Genomic DNA, 19,228 nt, shown 5'->3' with positions numbered 1-19,228 from the left:
GGGTTGCCAATGACCACCGGTTGAAGCAAAATTCGTTGCTCTTGCAGACAACGGGCGAGTCAAGCCAAATCAACTTGCTGCAGTCGTAGAACTCACTTCTGTTGTCTGGCTGGACAACAATGTATCAGACTTGGTGCCAAGCTGCAAATGGTGGGATTGGTGCCGCAGAACGCAACTGCTTCGGACCGGACACACACCGTTGTCCGCCGCAGCCACAAGGAACGGAACGGATGTCACAAACAGGCCTGGGCGTCGCCCTCAAGACGCTACGCGAGCGCAGAACCCTCTCATTGCGCGAAATCGGTCAACTGTCTTCGGTGGACCATGCCTATGTCCACCGGCTGGAGTCCGGCGAAAAGACAAATCCGTCAGTGGACTTAGTCGAGAAGCTGCTGAAGGTTCTCAAACCAGGTGAAAGAGATGCTGCGCTGGTGATGTGGCTTGTCGACCATGCGGAGGCCGATCCCCGCCTTGTTGAATTCGTGCTGAACGATCCTTCCATCAGCATCGACATCTTTTCGGCTGCAGCAGGCGTGAGGCATCGTGGAAATACAAGGCCCGATCCCGCGACACTGATCGCCCGGATACAGCGAGCATTCGAGGACGAGGATGACTGAATATGGATGAAGCGGATGTCACACAGAAAGCACGGGCCTTTGTTGCGAAGGTTGATGTGTCCGGCATCCGAGAAGACCTGACGCCCTATGTGGTCGCGGCCAACGCCAAAGTCAAGAAAGAGGAGCTTAGTGAGGGGGAGTCCGGCTACACGATCACCAAGCCGAATGGCAAGCACGTGATCACGGTGAATTCGCTGGAGACAGAAGAACGCCAACGCTTCACCATCTGCCACGAAATTGCGCATATCGTCCTTGCGCTGGAATCGAGCCACGAAGAGGTGCCGTCCTGGTCCTATGCGAAGCGGCATCCGAACGAAATCGCATGCGACACTTTCGCCGCCGAGTTGCTGATGCCGTATCAGCAATGGCTATCGCTTGTGCCCAAGGAAGAACCTTCGCTGGAGCTGATCCAGGGCATGGCGGCGCTTTTCAGCACATCATTTCCCGCCGCTGCGTCGCGGTTCGCCTCCCTCAGCGACATCCCTTGCGCCTTCGTCACCATGGAGCGCGGTGCAGTGCGCTACGCGGCACGCTCCACCAGTTTGCGACAGGCTGGGGCTTGGATATCTCCCAGGTCTGCCATTCCTGTCGGCTCTGTGGCTCACCGTCTCCGTTCTTCAGGCAGCAGTGCTGCCGACACAGATGAGGTTGCACAAGACATCTGGTTCGACAACTGGGAAAAGGGCCTCGATCTCTGGGAACTCTCCAGGCACTACGCACGTACTGACACCACGACCTCGCTGCTCTGGTTCGACAGCGACGATTTACCTGAGGTCGAAGTGAACCGCTTCGGTGTACGCGTCGAGGACGACGGTGGCTTGGCTGAACTCACTGGGCAGCTACCGTGGCCGGGACGCAGCAGGCGCCGCTGAGGCCATTTGCGTTCGTGTGTCTGAGTGGCCACATGGCCTCGAAGATGTAGGGTGGATGCAGTGTCAAAGGTCAAAAGATGTTTGGTGTCGATGAGTCGCCATGAAGAGTGAGACGGAGATTATCTTGAACCGCTTTCACAGATACTTCTTGAACGTCGCCGACGCGATGCACACCGCGACGCCGAGCAGCGCCGCGCTGGGCAGCAGGATCAGCAGCGGATGCACGCTGACCGGCAGCGCGAGGTAAGTGACCCAGGGCAGCACCGCCAGCGGCATCAGGCTGGCTCTCGCCCGGTGGTAGACGAAGCCCGATTCGCGGCCGGCGCCGAAGCCGCGCACGTCGCGGCGCACGAGCCCGTCCACCAGGCCGGTGAAGGCCGCCATCAGGAACAGCGGCAAGGTCAGGACCAGCACCAGCAGCCGCACGAGGAACACCAGCACTGTGTACGCCGAGGCGATCAGGTAGCTCTCGACATGCACGTAGAGCTGACCGATGTAGTAGCGGAAGTCCTGCGCCTGGCTGCGCGCGCCGGCACGCGATTGCGCCGCCGCGTCGCGTATCCAGTCCAGCAGGCCCGTTTTCACGAACAGTCCTTGGTAGGCCCACTCGACGAGCTGGAGGGCGCTGCGCCCCGGCTCCTGCACCAGCACGCTTTGCGTGAAATGCTCCGAGACCTGCGACAGCTCGTAGTTCAGCATGCCCTGCGCATGGCGCCAGCCCTGCTCGGGCCAGAAGAAGTGCATGCCGATGCACTCGATCGCGATGCACAGCACCAGCGAACCGGCCAACACCCCGAACAGCCGGAACGGCAGCGTGATGAGGCCTGCGATCAGGCCCTGCTGGCGAACCTGCTGGCGCTGGACGGCGACGGCGGGGTCGCTCATGCCGTGGCCCCTTCATCCGCGCTGGCCATCTGCTTGAAGTCGGCGAGCAAGTCGTCGGGCAGTGCTTGGTCCTGCAGTCCGGGAAGCCCATTGTTGTCCCACCAATCGCCGGCCTCGACGTAGTGCTGGCGCATGTAGCCGGCCAGCTCCTGCAAATCCTTGGGCATGGCCTCGTCGGGGTCGGGCGCCGGCAAGGGCATGCGCACCTTCCAGAGGTGCCCGCCCTCGATCAGTGCAAAGCACTGGCCCTTGGGCAGCCCGACCACGTGCGCCGGTTCAATCAGCGGCACGCTGTTGCTGCTGATGCGGTCCTGCGTGTTGGAGGTGAAGGCGGTGTTGCCGGTCGGGTCCGAGCTGTCGGTGGCGCCGCTCATCACCGTCGTCGTGTAGACCTCGACCTTGGGCAGTTGCCGCGTCAGCAGTTCGGCCGTGGCGGTCTCGCGCACGCGCAGCATGAACAGGTTGTTGAAGTTGCCCACCACCTGGCCCGCCTTCGCGCGGTTGCCGATGCGTGCCTCGATGTCCGAGAGGGTCTGCGTGTAGGCCGTGACCTGGACGCCCGCGCCGCCGCCCTTGTTGACCATGGGTATGAACTCGTCGCCCATGAGTTCGTTGAACTCGTCGGCATGGACGTTGATGGGCACCTTGATGCCCGTCGCGGCACCCGGCAGGCCGTCGTCGATGCCGAACTTGTAGATGTGACCCGCGACGGATACGAGGTCGGAGAACATCGAATTGCCGACCGCCGCCGCGACTTCCGCGTCCGACAGTGCATCGAGGCCGACATAGACCACGGCCCGCTTCCTGATGATCTGCATCCAGTCGAAGATCGGGCGTGGGTCGGCGAGGTCCGAATAGTTCGGCGCCAGCAACTGCGCGATCTTGCCGGTGGTCAGCTTCTCCAGCAGCGGTAGGAGCGATGCGACGATCTTGTCGAAGTACGTCCTGTCGTAGCGCACCGCGCTGCGCAGGCCGTCGAGCACAGGGTCGTAGATGCGCACCTGCGACAGGTACTGCTCCAGCGCGACGACGCGCTTCTCGCGGCCGATCATGTTGCGCGGGATGTTCTTGTCGTTCAGCTTGGCTTCGAGCTGGACGATGACCTCCCAGGCCTTGGGCTCGTTCCGGGCGAAGTAGTGCTGGGCGTACTCGATGAACAGCGCATCGATGTTGATGACATGGCGCTGGATCAGCAGGTAGTCGGGCCGCTGCCCCAGCTCGACCAACGCCCGCGCGATGATGTTGACGAAGCGCCAGGCGAACTCGCGGAACGCCGCGCTGTTGCCTTCACCGGAAAGCTGGCCGGCGATGCGCGTGGCAACTTCCGAGATGCGTCCGAAGCGGCCCACCGCGTTGTAGCGGGCGCTGATGTCCGGCCAGCCCAGGTGGAAAACGTAGAACTCGCCTTCGCGTCCGGCGCGCTTGGCCTCCACGTACATGCGCTTCAACAGATCCGCATCGCCCTTGGGATCGAAGACGATCACGACCTCGTGCTGTCCATTGACCTTGCGCCGGATGTCCTGCGTGATGAACAGCTCGGCCAGGCGGGTCTTGCCGACGCGCGTGGTGCCTAACACCAAGCTGTGGCCGACGCGCTCGGCCAACGGCAGGGTGACGTCGACCTCGTGCGGCTCGATGCCGTGCAGCCGCGGCAGGCCGCCCACCGGCGGCAGCGGCCGCGCCGGGTTCAGCGGGCTGTCCCAGGCCAGGGCCTTCGCCATCTTGGACAACGGGTACGGCGCGAACTCCAGGCGCTCTTCCATGCGCCGTGCCATCCGATAGATTGCCGTCGGCTCCACGTAGCGACGGAACTCCGACCGATACGTCTGCATCAGTCGGTGCGTGTGACGCTGGTCCCAGTGGAAGCCCCGGCCGACGAACAGCCGCTGCTGGCTGACCGGCACGTCGCGGCTGGTCATCACGTAGCGCGGCAGGCGCCGGATGTTGCGCCGGTAGCGCAGGATGGCCCAGGCGTCGCGAAAGCGCAGCGCGCCGAAGGTGAGGAAAGCGAGCGCGCTGCCCAGGCCCAGCAAGGGACTCAGCGCGAGCGACCACGGGGCCACCAGGCACAGAAACGCGGCGCCCGCACAGACCGCGACGGTGTATAGCTCCACCGCTGGCCGCAGCAAGACTTCGACGGCTTGGGACTGGGGCATGGCGGGTGCTTCACGTCACGTCAGGGCTCGATGCCGGTGGCGGTGATCAGCACCGGGTAGTGCTTGAGCCCCAAGCGCTGCGCCAGCTCGTCGCCCGAGGCCGGCGACAGCATCAAGCCCGGTGCGAGGCGACGCAACGCGGCCAGGGCTTCGGGCGTCGCCACGTTGACCACCAAGCCCACGGCGCGTAGCGCCTGCAAGTCCTTGCCCCGTCGTTGGAGCCAGGCTCGTGAGCGGTCGTCGTCGCCGATCAGGAACAGCGGCGTCAGGCCCGGCGCGCGGATCACGCGGCGCGGCTCGTCGCCGGGTGTCAGCCGCATCGAGCGCACCGGCAGCATGGCCGCCTCGGCTTCGGCCGGGCCGCCAATGCGCGGCTTGGTTTGCGGCGTGGCTGGCTGACCGGGCTGCGCATCCTGCGGATTCAAGGCCCGGTAGTACGGCAGCGCCGAGGTGCCGCCTTTGTCCTCGACCACGATCAGCGGCGGGGAACTGTTCTTGGTAACGGGGCCGCGGTCCTGCGCGTCTGCGGTGGTGGCCAGCAGCGCCGCAGTCGCGGCGACGAGGATGCGGTTCATGGCATGGGACTCCGGGCAGAGGGAAGTGAGGCTCCCGGCCCGAGCACGCGGGTCAGGTGCTGGTGGACGCTGCGGCGGTAACGGGCGGCGGGCGCCCCGCCCGCGGGGCGGTGGTAGCGGCCGATGGCGACCAGCCAGTCCTCGCCCGGCGTGTGCTGCTCCTGCAGGATTTCCGCGGCGATGGCGAGGTTGCGGTATGGGTCGAGCAGCTCGCAGGGATGCGCGTAGCGGTGCGCGTGGTAGCCGAGGTTGACCTGGCCGAGGCCGGCGTCGATGCGGTTGACCGGCGTGCGGGCGAGCGCCCGGCGGATGCCGGCGCAGGCCTCGGCCCGCGTGGCATAGCGTTCGGCGCGGCCGGCGACGTTGAGCGTCCACGGCCACGGGATCAGCCGGCCGCGCAGCCGGGCGCCGCTCTCCTGCAGCGCCACCGCATACAGCACCGGCGACGGCACGCCCGCCTGCTGGGCGGCGAGCTGGTAGGCGGGTGGTGGCACCTCCTGGCCGAAGACGATGGCGGCATGGGCGCTGAGGCCGAGGACCAAGGCCGCGCAGCCTGCACGGCGGGTTACTGCCGCTGCCATTGGCCGTTGACCTCGCGCACCACGGCGGGCAGATCGCCGGGCAGGCCGAGCGACAGCCAGCGCCCGGCGTCATGGTTGAGCGTGATGGTGCGGGAGCGCACGCGGCCGGCGTCGATGCCGGCCTGCGTCGCCCACTGGCGGATGCGGGCGTCCTCCTGGCGGCTGCCGACCATGTAGAGGTCGAAGGCGGTGCCGGCCACCTGCAGCTGGCGCACGCGCTGCTCGCACGACGGGCACTCGGCCTTCACGAAAACCGCCAGCCGGCCCGAGCCCCGGTTGCCGGCGCCCGGCGCCTTCGCACCCGGCATGTTCACGCGCTGCTGTCCCGGATAGAGCCGCTTCCACGCCGCGTCGTAGGCCCGCTGGTAGGCCAGCGTCTTGCCCACGCGCTTCGATTCCGCCTGCACCTGCAGCTCCGCATAGCGGTTGCGTTCCTCGTCGCTGCGCGCCTCGATGCCCAGCGCCGTGAGCGGATCGAGGTTCGGGGAATAGATGCCCAGCGGCCCCTGCATCAGTTGGCGGTAGCGCGCCCACTCATCGGAGCGCAGGCCCCAATCGCGCGCCAGCCGTTCGTCCAGCGCGGCGTCGCTGCTGTTCTGAATCTGGGCGGGCACCGTGCGCGAGGACGCGACCGGCGCCGACTGTGCCGAGGCCGTGCCTGCCGTTCCTGCGACAGCGGCGAGGATGGCGGCGAAGCAGATCGCGGCGTGCTTCATGGCCGGCTCCTACGGCAGCGCGAGGCGCTGGGTCTGTCCATCCACGCGGAACACGGCGGCGCGCGCCTCGATCGCCAGCAGATGCCACGCGCCCACGGCATCGCCTTCGCGCAGCAGCCACACGTCCAGCACCGACGACGCCTTGGGTGCCGCCACCGACAGGAAGCGCTCGCCGCCGCGCAGCTCCACGCCCACGACGTTGAACGGCGGTTCGGGCACCTTGGGCTTGGCCGGCTCGGCGGTGCGCCGGGGTGCCGCGGCAGGCGCGGCGGTTCGCTTCATGCGAGCTTCGAGGTCGCCCATGCGCGCCTGCAGCGCCTGCAAGTCGCCGGCATGGGCGTCTGCGCCCTGGGTGTGCTCCACCTGTGCCAGGCGTTCGTCCAGCAACTTGCGGGCGGCCTCGAAGTCGGGTTGGGTGACGGGCTTGGGCTGGTTCTTCGAGGCCGCCGCCTGCTGTTCGAGTTCGGCGACGCGCGTGTTGAGCGCCTGCACGTGGGCATCCTGGGCGCTGGCCTGGCTTTGCTCGCTCAGGCGCGACAGGCCCACGCTGTTGACCACGGCCAGGATGCTCACGAGCAGCAGCCATGCGGCCGCTGTGATCTTCAACCAGCGCGCGCGGCCGGCGTTCTCGTCGGGAAGCTGCGGGATGGTCATGGCTGGGCCTCCTGGGGCACGTGGGAATCGGCGGGTTCGGCGGCCGGCGCGCTCGGTGCCGGAGCCGCGGGAATCGGGCTTGCGCTCGGCGCACGCGCAGTCGTCACGCGCGTGAAGCACACCGCGCGCGAAGCGTCATCGACGGACAACTCCCAGGCCGGGCCGGCGAGTGCCAGCAAGGCATCGCGCAGCGGCAGCGGCCCGAGCCGCAGGTGCGCCGCCGGCAGCGGCAACGCGTACAGCGCGGTCGCCTCCGTCGCGTCGCAGAGCCGGTAGCCGGTGCGCAGCAGCACGTGCCGAAGGGCATCGCCGACGCTCGCGTCCAAGATCGGCGGAATCGAAATCTCGATCACCTGTCGCAGCAGGTCGCGCTGTGCCGGTTCCGGCACCATCTCGACCAGCGTGTAGCGCCCGTAGCGGGCCACCGGGATCAGGCCCGGCTCGGGCTCCGGGGCGATGGTTCTGACCAACACCGCAGGCTCGGGGAGCGAGTCATGGACAGTGGGAGGGCTCGTCGTGCCCGTGGCGGCGCAGCCGGTGATGAGCACGCAGCCGGCCAGCAAGGCAGGCACAGCCAAGCGGTGAGCGACGCAGGTGAGTGGTTGCATGGGGCAATTCCCTGGAACACGGAGCCCTCACCATCGCCGCCGCGAAGCGTTCGGGCAGCAAACAAAGGGAACTGGCAGGCGCCCGACTTCATCGCGCGCCATCGATGCACGGAAAAAAGAAGCCGGCGCCCCGAAGGGCAGCCGGCGTGGGTGGGTGGATCAGGCCGCGACGAGTTGCCGGGCCAGTGCCACCTCGACGGAATCACCGTCCTGGTTCAGCACGTCCAATCCCGACTCGGGCACGTCTCCCGACGTGCTCTGCGAGACCATGATCTTTCGCGCCATCAGCCCCAGGCAGGTCATCTGCGAGGAAGCCGCGTAGCCGAGGTAGATCACGCGAACCGGCAGCTTCTGGCCGATGCGCCATGAGCGCCGGGCCGCCTGCTGCAGGCTGTAGACGTTGTAGCCCGACTGCATGAACACGATCGTCGGAAACTCCAACAGGTCCAGGCCGGTTTTCACCAGCTCGGGGTTCGTGATCAGCACGTCGATGCCGCGGTCCAACTGCTCGGCGATCCAGTCCTCGCGGCGGGAGGCATCCACGCTTGCGCGCAGCACCGCCACCTTGAAGCCTTCCTGCTCCAGCAGCACCTTCAAGCGCGACGTGGTGTCGCGCGTGCCGGTGTAGACCGAATAGACCAGCGTCTTGCGACCCGCAGCCTTCTCCTGCTTGCAGATCTCGATCAGCTCGCGCTCCTTGGGCATCACCTCCAGCTCGTTGAACTGAGCCGGAACGAAGGCCAAGGTCTGGCGTGTGCGCGGGTGCACCACCGTCTCCGACCGGAAGCAGCAATCCGGCCAGGCCAGCAGCACGTTGAGGACCACACCGAGCAGCGTCGTGTCGCGCTTGGCCAGCGCCTGTTTCAGCGCCGAGGTCAGACGAAACGACAGATCGCGATAAGCCGCGGCTTGCGCCGTGTCCATCGCCACCTCGCGGAACTCCTCGTCGTAGGACGGCAGCACGTTGCCGCCGATGTCCTTCAACTTGAGGAATACCGTGAACGGCAGGACGCAACGCAGCACGCCCTTCGGGCCGAAGCCCGGCGCCTTGACCGTGCGCACCGAGACCTTGCTGCCCTTGGCCGTCTTGTGCGCCGTGCCCGTGCTCTCGGAATAGATGTCCTTGAGGATGCCGTGATCCCTCATGAACGCCATCGCGGCCGAGGTCATGCTGCCGCTCTTGGTCGGGCGGTAGCCGTCTTCGATCATTCGCCCAGGCAGGGCTCGGAACAGCAGGTGGAACAGGTCGTCGCCGTAGCCGCCCATCAGCGTGCCAGTGAGCAGCAAGGCCTTGCGCGCCTTCGCTGCGAGCACGCCCATGGCCTGGCCTTGGGCGCTACCGCCGTTCTTGTACTCATGCGCCTCGTCGGCGATGAGCAGGTCGAACGTGCCTTGCGGCAAGTACCTTTTGATGAATTCGCTGGGCTGATACCCGCCCTCGCCGAAGCCGAACTCCATGTTCGCCATCGCCCGCTCCATGCGGTGCGCCTGACGATCCGAGAACACCAGCTCACCGTTGGCATCCATGAGGTTGATGAACTCGTGGATGTTGTCGCCCAGCATTGAGGCCAGGAAGCCGTCGCCGAACTTCTTCATCAGCTTATGCGCCGTGACCTCTCCGATGGTCGGGATGCGCTGCAAGGCTTTGAAGACGGCCGTGGACTGGTCGCTGGCGGACAGGCTCCGCGGTCGCATCAGCGTCCACAGCGGTGCGGCGCAATGGCTGCACCGGCGGCGGTAGTCCTCGGCTTCGAGTTCGACCGGGTTGATCGGCTCGCCGTCGAGATTGGTGATGACCTGGCCGCAGTCCGGGCATGCGCCCACTTCGCCGTGCCGCGTGCGCCGCACGTTGAAGACGGGCTTCCAGTGGAAACCCATGCGCATCCGCACGCGACCGAGAACGTAGAACTCCTGGCCGCGTACCGGCACGCCCAATTGCTCGCGCAGTTTGATGAGCTTGACCAGCGTGTCCGGGCCATTGAGCACCCAGACCTTGGCGCCGGCCACCGTCTCCTGGATTTCCCGGCGCCATTTGTAGACCAGGTGAGGCGGCGAGAGGATCAGCGTGCGGCGATAGCCTTCGGCGTGCAGCACGGCCGCCGTGGCGATGCCGACCGTGGTCTTGCCGCAGCCCATCTCGCCATTGACGATCGCGGCGCGTTCGCCGCGGTCGGCCAGCAGCTCGGTAACGGCATGCACCACCTCGGCCTGCGCGCCGAACAGCTTGCGCTTGAGACTGGCCAGCACGAGCTGGCGATGCGGCCGGGCCTGGCCGGTGTAGACGGGAGGGTTGGCGCGGTTGAGCGAGTCCAGCAGCTCGTCGCCGAATTCGGCAACGAAATCCTGAAGGCTCATCGCCAGGGGAGAAGCAGTCGCTTCGAGCACGTCGCTCTGGACGGGCGTGCCATCAGCGGCGGGAACGACTTCGGTATCGAGGGACATGGTGATGCTCCAAAGAAGATGGGGCATGCACCTCCCCCTGCGGGGCGATGGCATGCCCCGGGGTGGGAAGAGAAGAACGGCGCGAAGCCGCAGTGGAAGAACAGATCGACGGCGACCGTCAGGGAACAGCGATCAGCGGATGGTCAACACCTCGCCGCAGGTCGGCGAGCCTGGTGTCATGTCCCAGGCACGGATGACCGGCACGAACTTGTCGGTCAGGATGCGCGTCTCGGCCACGGAACCGTCGTCGCGCTCGGTGTACTCCGTGTGCAAGGTCTTCTCCTTGTGGGTGTCGCCTTTGACGACGAGCACGCGGCCCGTCTTGGACTTCACCACTCCGGAGATCGCACCTGCGGCGAGTGCCAAGGCGAGATGCCAATGCGATAAACCTCGCGCCGGGGACCGCAGCGACTGCTGCGCGGCGCCCAGGTGCGTGTCGAGCGTCGGCCAGAGCCCTTGCAGTCGGCCGACTTCCTCGGCGAACTGCTCGGGCTCCATCGTCACGCGGTAGAAGTGCTCCGGCTCGGCCGTGGCAGGCACCGTGTAGGGCAGGAACGGCCATTCGACTGGCAGCTCTTCCGCTTCGGCGTCGCCAAGACCTATCTGCAGCAGCAGCGCGCGCGTGGCCTTGACAGACTCCGATGCCTGGTCGCGCTGGCGAACCTTGCGACCGAAGATCACGACCTGCTTGAACTGCGTGTCCACCGCGCGGTAGATGCGCAACTCGGCGAAGTGCCGGGTCAGCCATCCGACCAGCTCGGCGTCGAGCACGTAGTGCGGGACGATGTAGATCAGCACGCCGCCGTACTGCAACAGCGGCAGCGCCTTCTGATAGAACAGCTTTTCCAGCCGAGCGCGGCCCTGGCCCTGGTAGCCGACGTTGCCGTTGGTGTCCTTGGACAGGTCGCCATACGGCGGGTTGAGCCACAGCAGGCCGAAGCTCTGCCGGCTGATCAGTGTGTCCATCAGGTCGCCGTGGATGCAGCGATCGACCAGTTGCCGGGCATGGCGTGCGCGCTCGGCCTCGTACTCGACGGCGAAGGCCTGGACCTGCTCGCGCCCGAGGGCGTGCGCGGCTTCGGCGATCGCCACGCCTTCGCCGGCGCAGGGATCGAGGATGCACAGCGGCCCGGCCGAGGCCTCGGCGGGCGCCAGTGCGGTGAGTGCTCTTTCGAGCGTGGGTTCATCCGTGGGGAAGTACCCGTTCTTGACGAAGTTGCGGGCGAGCCGCGGGAACATGAGGGCCATGGGAATCTCCTGGCATTGAAGATGAAGGGATGCGGACATGCGCGCGTGCATGTCCGGTGAAGGAACCTCAAGCCACCGCTTCGAGCGGTTGCGCCGAGGGGGTGCGGCTGGCGGGTGCGCCGCCGACGAGCGCGCCGCTGCGGATCAGGCCGCCCAGCACCTCGGTCAGCGTCGGCACGTCGATGGCGAGCCGATGGCCTTCCAGAGGCCCGAGGGCGAACGGCAGGCGCGTCAGCATCGACTTCGCCTGCAGCAGTTCCAGTACGCTGTCGCGCCAGGGATCGAGAAGCGGCAGCGGGCACGTGTCCCGCACCAGCGTCCACAGCCGGTCGAGCCGGTGCGTGGAATCGCGAGGCAGGAGCGCCAGTGCGCTGGCGTTGGCCTTGTCGGGTTTGACGCAGCGCCGATCGAACAGCCAGATGTTGGTCAGCGAGCCGAACAGCGTGCGCCGGTAGGCGCGTGCGCTGCGTTTCTCCAGGTTCTCGACGTTGCCGACGAAGACCGGGATGCTGGCGCCCTGCTCGGTGATGACGTGGAACTGATCCAGTCCCTGTTCGTCCCGGCCCAGGGTGAGGCGGGCCAGGAATTCCTGGACGGCGGTGTCGCGCGCCCAGAGGGAGATGAAGACCAGGTTGCCGTTCTCGTCACCGACGACGCCATCGGCCATCAGGTCGGGGCATTCGTCGATGCGATAGAGCGTCTTGGGGGAAGAAGGTGCAGGCATGGTGATGTCCTCGAAGTGAGCGGAGACAGCACCAACCGCGAGGGCAGTCACTGCCCCAGGGGGATGGAAGAAGACGCGGTGAGCGTCGTGGTGAAGAATCAGACCGTGCGTCGCAACGCACCGTAGCCTTGAAGGTCTGGACTACCTGGGCATGTTGTCGGCAACGCCGACGGACATGGGACATAGCCTGCGCCAAGGTGCGCCTACAGCGGGAGCGGAAAACCGACCCAGCGTCCAACCCTGTTTGCGCTGGCGCATCGCCCGCGGCCTGGAAGGACGGCCATAAAAGAAAACCGCCCCGGGAACACCGAGGCGGCAAAGATGACTGCTTGGCTCAGGGAGGAAAAGCCAGGGAGGTATGCAGTCGAACCGCAATTTTCGCGGCGGCAGCGAATTGCCGCATTAGGGTTACACCGAACCAAACTGAACGTGGTGCGCTGGCAGCACAGCGCCGCCAAAGAAAAAGCGGACCATGCCGCGAGGCACGATCCGCTTGTGGGTCAGGCTTTGAGCTGACGCAGGCCATCCGCGAGCAGCCAAAGCGCCCGGTTGAGCCGGACGTTCTGGTCGATGCCCTGAACGGGTCGCGTGCGCTGCTGGCGCCCGTTGGCGGCACGGCCAGTCAGGCCGCCCTTGACCAGGTTCTCCTGAACCCGGTTGAAGACCGACCAAAGATCGGCACGGTTGTCGTCGAAACGACGAGGCCGCAGGATCTGCGTCTCCGTGATGGGCAAGGCCTTGCCCGACTCGTCGTACTTCAAGGTCAGCGCCGACCTGGCGAAGACTTCGGCCTCGCCGTCGTCGAGGGTGATGACGCGCATGGCGTCGCGCGAGTCCTGCACGCGCTCGAAGCCGTGCAGCACCTCGTAGGCGCCTTCGATCACGTGATCGGTGACGTTGCCCTTGTGGGGCACGCGCACGTCGGCGAAGGTGTCGCCGCACACCAGGCCGTTGTGGCAGACGAATCTGAACATGCCCGCGAGCATCTGGTAGCTGCTGGTGCCGTCGTGCGAGTTGAGCAGGATGATCTCGTTCGCCTCGGCGCCGTTGATCTGGCTGGCGTGGCGAAGGCGCAGCATGTGCTTGGTGTAGTCGCGGCGATCCTCGTGTCGCACGCGGGTCTGGCACACCATGAACGGCTGGAAACCTTCTCTGCGCAGTTCGGTCAGCACAGCCGCCGTGGGGATGTAACTGTACCGTTCGGAGCGGCTTTCGTGCGGGGTGTCCGCGAAGATGGATGGGGCCACGGTGCGAATCTGATCGTCCGACAACGGATGGTCGGCGCGCAGCACCGGGGAACGAGGGGCGAAGCGAGATGCGAGTTGCATGATGATCTCCTTGCGGAATGGAGCAATCGGCATCCAGCGGCCGAGGCCGGATGCGTGCGATTGCGTAGGACGAAGAAAAGCCCTGCTGAACAGGGCCTGATGAAAGGGATGAAGAAGTGCGCCGCGTGAAGGCCGGCCTATGGGTTCGGAACCGGCTCCCAGCCGCGGCTGTGCGGGTTGAAGCAAAGCGCTTCCTGGCCTTTGAGGATCGGCGTGAAGCCGTCGAGAAAGACGTGTCGCAGGTACAGCGCGCGGTAGGTCAGTGCCTGCCACGCCTGTTCTTCGCTCAGGCCGTTGGCGATGAAGTGCTCGCGCAGTTCGTCGTCGTCGGAAACCTCGTTGTTGGCCAACTGGTCTTCGACGAAGCGAAGCAGCTCGGGCGGCAAGGACGACATGAGGGTGTCCATGTTCGCCTCAGTCGGTGGCTGCATCGCCGGCCGCTTTGCGCGTCGGCTGCTGGTGGAAGGCATGCACCCTTGCGCGCCAGGTGGCGCAGCGCTGCGGCGCCATGTCGAGATAGCGCAGCGGGCACGAGTAGTAGTACGGGTGCTCGGCCTCGACCAGGAACTTGTAGCCCCATTCGCGGCCCTCGCTTTCCAGCAGATGGCAGCCGATCAAGGTGGCCGACTCGCCGGGTGCGAGACCCAGGACGCCGGCCTGCTTGGCGGTGACGCGCGCCACCGTCCACAGCACGTTGCCGACCAGCGTGTGGTCGATGACCTCACTGCGCGACCGCTCGGTTTCCTCGGTTGCGGTCAGCTCGCGGATCAACTGATCGCGCGTCAATCGAACGAATGTCCAGCCCATGGAATGACTCCTGTGAGAAAGGGCCGGAGTCCTCCCGCCGGGGAAGGAGCCCCGGCGGGTGGTGGAAAGCCGCAGGCATGCGGCGTGAAATGGCGATGGGATCAGACCCTGGTGAGGTGCCAGTCCTGGGACAGCGGAGCGAACTCGTAGCCCAGGTCGCCGAGGCGGTCGCGCTGCTGACGCAGCACGCGCCGATCCACGGTGGCATCGAGCTTGACGACATCGCCCAGCGGCCAGAGTGTGCCGAACAGCGCCGCGTCGCCGTCGTCGTCCGCATGGGCCGTAGCCTCGGCAGACGCAGCAGCCGGCTCGCTGCCGAACGGCGTGGTATCGACCAGCGGGTCGCGCGAGCTGCGCGCCTTCTTCCGGCCGGCCGCCTTGGGGGCGGTCGTCGGCGTCGGCGTGGCGGTCTGCGCTTCCTCGTCGATCGGATCGACTTCCTGCGGACTCAGCCGGCGGGCGTCGTCACGGCTCAGGGCGTCGATGTTGGACAAAGTCATCCCACCCAGGAGGGCGCGGATCTCAATGACCATGCGGCCGTTGGCGGTGTACGTGGACGGGCGAATCTCCGCGATGGCGAAATCGCCCTCGTACTTGCCTTCGGCGTACTGGTCGAGTTCGGCGTTCTTCACGACGAACTCGCCGATGGAGGTCGCAAGGCGCCCGACGTTGAAGTCGCCGTTACGGCCGTGGATGGTCTTGATGGCCAATTGGCCGGGAATGGTGATCATGAAGAACTCCTGCGGACGAAGCTGCGATCACGCACACGGCCGTCATGGCGACGGTCGCATGCGCACGCGAGTGGGAGAAGACAAAGCCCCGGACTCAATTCAGAGTCGGGGCCTTGCGGATCAGAACGACTCGGCAACTTCCAATGCAGGCGCATCGGCAGTGGCTTCGTCGGCAGCTTCGGCGGCGGGCCTGGCGGGCTCGAACGCAGCGGCTTGCGGCTCAGCGAACGTCGCGGGGACATCCGTGTTACGCACGTCGCGTTCGTCGCGCTGGTCGGCATCGGTCGGCTTGGGCTCGGCCTTGTAGACGAGCTTGCCGTCGACCTTGATCCAACTGACGAACAGCAGGCGGGCCTTGAAGCTCACCCCCTGCTCGCCGGCACGCTTGCCCTTGGAGTAGGTGAAGGTGTCGGCCCACAGGTCGCCCAGACGGAAGCCGATCATCACTTTCTTCTCGGCATCGACCGCTTGGATGCAGCGGCGCACGAGGTGCTGCGCTTCGGAGCCCGAGACGCGCGTGTCGAAACGCACGTAGGCCACGTCATCGCTGGGGCCGTTGAGCGCCGCGATGTCGCAGGCCAGGAACGCATCGCCTTTCTTGGGCTTCACTTCGCGGATGCGATTGAGATACCCGAGTCCGGTGATGTGCAGGTCGAAGTAGGACTTGTCGGTGGAAGTGGTCATGGTGAATCTCCTGAGAACAATGAGGCGGAGACACACCCGACCCAAGGCGGGGAAGGTGTGGAACCCCCGCGTGGGTTGAAGGAACAGCTTGGGTGGCATCACCATCGGGAGAACCGATGGCTGTTCGCGCTGGGATGCCGGAGCGAACTGGTTGATCAACGCGGTCGGAACCGCGTCGCAGTCTTGAAGATCGAGACTGCCTGGGCATGCTGCTGACGGGCGTCAGCGGAACATGGCGGCAGCGTGGCGCCAGGCGCGCGCCCGCGCGAGCGGCAATCGGCACCGGCGGCTGTCCGCATTAGTGGCACCCTCTCGCCACCGGGTTGGGCAGGTACTGCCGCTTGCGGACCAGCATCTCGAAGGGCTCGCCCGCGCGGCTGGCGGTATCGAAGTCCACCACCACGAAGCCCGGTTCGATGGGCCGGTACTCCAGCCAGTGGATCGGCACTTGCCAGTGCTCGGCGCAGTCGCGCACGAAGCGCAAGGTGGCTTCCACTTCTTTTCCGGTGTTGGCGAAGCAGACGACGGCATCTGCGGGCAGGCCGCCGTTGGCTTGCAGCACGCGCCAGAGCATGTACGCGCTGGTGCGGCCGCCGCTGAAGCTGATGCAGGTCGGTTGCTCGATCTTGAACGGGTCTCGCATGCAGGCGTCACCAGGCGGTGGCACCGGCAGATGCCGGCGTGAGCGGCCCGAGCCGGACTGGAGACGAGCGCGTGCGATGCGGCCATGGGCCGCGGCACGAGATAAAGAGAAGCCCCCGTGAAGGGGGCTGGGAAGCAGTACGGTCAGTGGCCGGCCGGTGCAGCGGATACCGCCTGCATCGACAGGTGCGTGACCGTGGCCGACACTTCGAGGTCGTCCTCGCTGTGCAGGATACGGGTGAGGACCCGTTCCTGCAGGGCGAAGAACTCGCCGAAGTCGTCGCCGCCGAATTCGGCGCGCGCCAGTTCCCACCAGTCGTCGAACGCATCGACATCGGGGTTGCAGCCCACGGCGTAGGCGATGGTCTTGCGCCGCCCATCGGGCCGGCTCTCGCCGTGCTCGGCCATGAAATACACGCCCTGGTCCTTGACCAGGATGACGCGGCACTGGTTGGCCGCCGCCTCGGCAAGCACGGGCCGAAGCTCGGTGCCTTTGAATCGAACAGTCATGGAAGTGGTCTCCAACGGTGAAGGAAGAAGGTTTCCCGCCGCGAGGACGGGAAGCCGCTTGGGGACGTGAGGGGATCAGTGCTGGACGGGCTTGCGACCGGACAGGCGCTGTACGCGGATGAGGCGCCAGCTCCCGTCGTCGATCAGCCGCTCCAGCACCTGGCCCAAGGTGTCGAAGAACACTTCATCGACCCGCTCGACCAGCTCGCCTTCGCGATGCAGCTCCACCGCGTAGGTGTCGAGGCCGCGTTCGTAGAGCACGGTGACGCGCCCCTGGAACTTCGCCGAAGCGACGGTGAAGCCGATGGCCGGCGGCGTGGCGATGATGTTGCTGGGGCTCGGATCGACCACCGTGAAGTCCCGCGCGCCGGCATCCACCAGCAGGTGCGTGATGCGGCGGAATCCATCGGGCGCGGGCAACTGCTCCAGTTGGTGGATCAGCTCCTGCAGCTCGGGGCACTGCGGCTCGGGGATCGGCAGCTTGGCCGGCGCGGAACCCAGGATGAGCCGCTTCACCGTGTACGGCTGGCCGTCGGCGGTGAACTCAGTGCTCTCCTCGGGCGTATCCGCGCGCAAGCCGTCGAAGCGGCGCCGCGCATACGGTTCGACCTGCACCTTGGCGCCTTCGTCGGGCACGTCGGTGACGAGGGCCTTGTCGAGCACCGCGAACTCGGCCCGCCCCGTCTTGACGACGATGGCCTCGTCGGTGGTGGCGATGACCTTGCCCTCGAAGGGCTTGGGATCAACGTGGAAGCCCAGCGTCGAAACCTTGGGCTGGCCGTCGAAGATGTTGAACTTGAAGCTGCGGACGTTGGAAGGCACGTGGCCGCGAACCAGCGTCGGCATCTGTGCGCGGATGGCTTGGGTATCCATGGAAGACTCCTTGTGGCAACCAAGGGACTTCCGCCCGCAAGGGAGGTGTGTCCCTTGGGGGTGAGGTGGATGGACGCGACATGCGCCCGGAGAAGGAATAGCAACCAGCACGGCGAACCGTGCCGCAGCCTCGAAGGTCTCGACTGCCTGGGCATGCTTGCCGGCAACGCCAGCGAACATGCGAGCAGCGTGCGTCAGGCGTGGGCCAGCGACGCGGGGGAATCGGCACTGCGCGTCCACCGGCTTCGTCCAGAAAGAATACGAGCCCCGCGTGGGGGCTCGAAAGGTGGTGTCAGTCGTCGTAGATCGGCAGGCCGTCCAGCACCTGCGCATCGGCATCGAAGACCAGCATGCGCACGTCGGCGAGCGCGGCCAGGTGCAGCACGTGCATGAGGGATTCCGGCATGCCCTTCTTGCGATGCTCCTGCATCAGCCGCTTGGCCGTGATGCCTTCGACCGCGCGCAGGTTCTCGTCGGTCCAGGGCGTGGCGATCAGCTTCAACCCGATGGCCGGGCCGTACGGGATGCGGAAGGCGACGAACAGGAACAGCGTCGGCGTGGCGATGTCCGCCAGTTCGGCGAGGAAGCGGTGTGCGTCGGCGTCGAGGTGCGCGCTGCTGATTTCCCAGCACCGGCTGTAGTAGCCGGTTTCATAGCGCAGGCGCCGCACGACTTCCCGCGCCGCTTCTTCGGAGTAAGTGTCGCCCACGTGCAGTGGCTTGCCGTCTTCCTCGGCCATCACGGCATAGACCACGTTGCGGGCGAGCCCGTGGCTGCGGCATTGCGCCTGCAACTCGTTGGGGACCACCTGGTCCTCGGTGATCAGCACGAAGTCGTCCGAGAAGATGCAGGCCCGCCGTTCGACCTGGCTGTCCGGCAGATTCGACTGCGAAGGATGCAGCGGCAGGTAGGTCAGCGGGCAGTCGTCGTCGTAGGAGATGGCGAGCAGCCGCTGGACGGACAGGCCGTCGTAGCCGCGGACAAAGGGATTGTTGTTCGAGTAGGACATGGGATTTCTCCAGCAGGGGATGGCCGAGGCAATCCCCTGCTGGGGATTGAACCCCAGCGGGTGGATGAAGTGGCAGCCGGTCAGCCGGCAGCGGTAGAGGACGGGTCGCCCAGCGCCTTCAACAGGTCGAGCAGGCCGCCATTCGCAAGCTGGTACAGGCGGTTGTAGTCGTCGCCGGTCGGCGCCTGCTCCAGGCGATCCAGCCGCGCATCCAGGTTGAGGATGCTCTGGTGCACGTTGCGGGCGATGCTCAGCGCGGAAGGTTTTCCGGCCGGCTTAGGTGCATCGAGCACCGAAAGGACTTCAGCGGGCGATGGGTAGCGGCAGTCGGGTCCGTACTCGACCGGGAACACCTCGCGCCCGGTCAATCCGGTATTCGGGGTTCCGCTGCTGACATGCAGCACATACTCGTCGGGCACATCATTGCCGGCGTAGTCGAACACCACGATGCGCGGCTTGCGCACGTCGGCCGGCCAGCCTTCAAGGATGACCGCATCGATGTCGTCGTCGGTCACGAGCAGACCGATGGAAAAGTCAGGGGACATGAATCACTCCTTTCAAGAAAA

General features: G+C 66.2%; 22 protein-coding genes. 2 read left to right on the top strand and 20 right to left on the bottom strand.

Translation table 11 applies throughout. The features are described 5' to 3' along the window. The first annotated feature begins 230 nt into the window (after positions 1–230). Positions 231–617 carry a helix-turn-helix transcriptional regulator gene (locus C2U31_RS01090; protein ID WP_003454804.1) on the top strand — a complete coding sequence of 129 codons (387 nt, stop codon included), beginning with the start codon at positions 231–233 and terminating at the stop codon, positions 615–617. Between the two features lie 2 nt (positions 618–619). Beyond that, positions 620–1,489 (top strand): ImmA/IrrE family metallo-endopeptidase, encoded by an 870-nt coding sequence (locus C2U31_RS01085; protein WP_003454806.1) that lies wholly within the window; start codon positions 620–622, stop codon positions 1,487–1,489. 135 nt (positions 1,490–1,624) lie between these two features. Here the strand turns inward: C2U31_RS01085 and C2U31_RS01080 are convergent, their stop codons facing one another. From C2U31_RS01080 to C2U31_RS00985, 20 genes are all read right to left on the bottom strand, one after another. Continuing rightward, a complete protein-coding gene (locus C2U31_RS01080; protein WP_004265580.1) occupies positions 1,625–2,374 on the bottom strand; it encodes a TIGR03747 family integrating conjugative element membrane protein in 750 nt (249 codons plus the stop codon). After that, positions 2,371–4,530: a type IV conjugative transfer system coupling protein TraD gene (traD, locus tag C2U31_RS01075; protein ID WP_004265579.1), complete on the bottom strand. Its 2,160-nt coding sequence runs from the start codon at positions 4,528–4,530 to the stop codon at positions 2,371–2,373. The genes C2U31_RS01080 and traD overlap by 4 nt, the downstream gene beginning before the upstream one ends. Before the next feature lie 20 nt (positions 4,531–4,550). Beyond that, positions 4,551–5,105 (bottom strand): integrating conjugative element protein, encoded by a 555-nt coding sequence (locus C2U31_RS01070; protein ID WP_004265578.1) that lies wholly within the window; start codon positions 5,103–5,105, stop codon positions 4,551–4,553. Beyond that, a complete protein-coding gene (locus tag C2U31_RS01065) occupies positions 5,102–5,686 on the bottom strand; it encodes a transglycosylase SLT domain-containing protein (protein ID WP_016451647.1) in 585 nt (194 codons plus the stop codon). The genes C2U31_RS01070 and C2U31_RS01065 overlap by 4 nt, the downstream gene beginning before the upstream one ends. After that, on the bottom strand, positions 5,671–6,402 hold the full coding sequence (locus C2U31_RS01060) for a TIGR03759 family integrating conjugative element protein (protein ID WP_004265574.1): 732 nt from the start codon (positions 6,400–6,402) through the stop codon (positions 5,671–5,673). The genes C2U31_RS01065 and C2U31_RS01060 overlap by 16 nt, the downstream gene beginning before the upstream one ends. A gap of 9 nt (positions 6,403–6,411) precedes the next feature. Continuing rightward, complete coding sequence (locus C2U31_RS01055) at positions 6,412–7,056, bottom strand: hypothetical protein (RefSeq protein ID WP_004265569.1); 645 nt, start codon at positions 7,054–7,056, stop codon at positions 6,412–6,414. After that, positions 7,053–7,664, bottom strand: a complete 612-nt coding sequence (locus tag C2U31_RS01050) for a PilL N-terminal domain-containing protein (protein ID WP_016451646.1) — start codon at positions 7,662–7,664, stop codon at positions 7,053–7,055. Before C2U31_RS01050 ends, C2U31_RS01055 begins: the two co-directional genes overlap by 4 nt. A 159-nt stretch (positions 7,665–7,823) precedes the next feature. Further along, on the bottom strand, positions 7,824–10,106 hold the full coding sequence (locus C2U31_RS01045) for a helicase-related protein (RefSeq protein ID WP_016451645.1): 2,283 nt from the start codon (positions 10,104–10,106) through the stop codon (positions 7,824–7,826). A gap of 132 nt (positions 10,107–10,238) precedes the next feature. Beyond that, entirely contained in the window at positions 10,239–11,354 is a 1,116-nt protein-coding gene (locus C2U31_RS01040) for a DUF6094 domain-containing protein (RefSeq protein ID WP_004265560.1), read from the bottom strand. Positions 11,355–11,421: 67 nt separating this feature from the next. Beyond that, positions 11,422–12,078 (bottom strand): hypothetical protein, encoded by a 657-nt coding sequence (locus tag C2U31_RS01035; protein ID WP_004265557.1) that lies wholly within the window; start codon positions 12,076–12,078, stop codon positions 11,422–11,424. 500 nt (positions 12,079–12,578) lie between these two features. Then, positions 12,579–13,406: a DUF932 domain-containing protein gene (locus C2U31_RS01030; protein ID WP_004265548.1), complete on the bottom strand. Its 828-nt coding sequence runs from the start codon at positions 13,404–13,406 to the stop codon at positions 12,579–12,581. A gap of 137 nt (positions 13,407–13,543) precedes the next feature. Then, positions 13,544–13,813, bottom strand: coding sequence for a hypothetical protein (locus tag C2U31_RS01025; RefSeq protein ID WP_003454871.1), 270 nt, complete (start codon positions 13,811–13,813; stop codon positions 13,544–13,546). A 7-nt stretch (positions 13,814–13,820) separates the two neighbouring features. Then, complete coding sequence (locus C2U31_RS01020) at positions 13,821–14,213, bottom strand: hypothetical protein (protein ID WP_003454873.1); 393 nt, start codon at positions 14,211–14,213, stop codon at positions 13,821–13,823. Between the two features lie 101 nt (positions 14,214–14,314). Then, positions 14,315–14,944, bottom strand: coding sequence for a DUF3275 family protein (locus C2U31_RS01015; RefSeq protein ID WP_003454876.1), 630 nt, complete (start codon positions 14,942–14,944; stop codon positions 14,315–14,317). A 120-nt stretch (positions 14,945–15,064) separates the two neighbouring features. Further along, on the bottom strand, positions 15,065–15,628 hold the full coding sequence (locus C2U31_RS01010) for an STY4534 family ICE replication protein (protein ID WP_003454879.1): 564 nt from the start codon (positions 15,626–15,628) through the stop codon (positions 15,065–15,067). 298 nt (positions 15,629–15,926) lie between these two features. After that, positions 15,927–16,271 carry a hypothetical protein gene (locus C2U31_RS01005; protein ID WP_003454883.1) on the bottom strand — a complete coding sequence of 115 codons (345 nt, stop codon included), beginning with the start codon at positions 16,269–16,271 and terminating at the stop codon, positions 15,927–15,929. A 143-nt stretch (positions 16,272–16,414) separates the two neighbouring features. Then, a complete protein-coding gene (locus tag C2U31_RS01000; RefSeq protein ID WP_003454886.1) occupies positions 16,415–16,780 on the bottom strand; it encodes a DUF3085 domain-containing protein in 366 nt (121 codons plus the stop codon). A 75-nt stretch (positions 16,781–16,855) separates the two neighbouring features. Beyond that, a complete protein-coding gene (locus tag C2U31_RS00995; protein WP_003454887.1) occupies positions 16,856–17,653 on the bottom strand; it encodes a hypothetical protein in 798 nt (265 codons plus the stop codon). A gap of 292 nt (positions 17,654–17,945) precedes the next feature. Beyond that, positions 17,946–18,662, bottom strand: coding sequence for a hypothetical protein (locus C2U31_RS00990; protein WP_016451644.1), 717 nt, complete (start codon positions 18,660–18,662; stop codon positions 17,946–17,948). Between the two features lie 80 nt (positions 18,663–18,742). Then, positions 18,743–19,207 carry a hypothetical protein gene (locus C2U31_RS00985; RefSeq protein WP_004265538.1) on the bottom strand — a complete coding sequence of 155 codons (465 nt, stop codon included), beginning with the start codon at positions 19,205–19,207 and terminating at the stop codon, positions 18,743–18,745. Positions 19,208–19,228: the final 21 nt, after the last annotated feature.

Origin of the sequence: Achromobacter sp. AONIH1 (genome assembly GCF_002902905.1) — a bacterium.
Taxonomy (GTDB): domain Bacteria; phylum Pseudomonadota; class Gammaproteobacteria; order Burkholderiales; family Burkholderiaceae_B; genus Achromobacter.
This window is presented reverse-complemented; position numbering and strand designations above follow the sequence as displayed.